The organism is Rhizobium ecuadorense (genome assembly GCF_001187535.1).
Classification (GTDB): domain Bacteria; phylum Pseudomonadota; class Alphaproteobacteria; order Rhizobiales; family Rhizobiaceae; genus Rhizobium; species Rhizobium ecuadorense.
On the sequence record NZ_LFIO01001585.1, the window covers coordinates 1 to 284 of the forward strand.

At 56.3% G+C, this 284-nt stretch carries 1 pseudogene; it reads left to right on the plus strand.

Annotated features, from left to right (window positions below):
• Nucleotides 1–17: 17 nt before the first annotated feature.
• A pseudogene (locus tag AF337_RS32655) lies at nucleotides 18–284 on the plus strand (hypothetical protein); the annotation flags it as partial.

The following is a 284-nucleotide window of genomic DNA, read 5'->3' on the forward strand; positions in this document are numbered from 1 at the left end:
GACTTTTTCGAGCGAGTATGAAAAGCAGCAGAACCACACCAATCCGGTCGGCGGCGTTAATCACGGCCGCCTTTTTGTGTGTGGTTGCCGGAAGCGCTTCTGCTCATAGCCGCAGCGATGGCGGCAGCCATGCGGGCCTCAATATCCCCGAGATTTCCCATGGCGAGATGGCTGTCATGTCTGACTATCGCAGTGGGATTATCGACCTTGCATCCCGCGCAGTCGATACGAACGAGCCGTTCCGGCGCGTTCTGAACTATGCCGAAATCCAGTATTCCTACTGC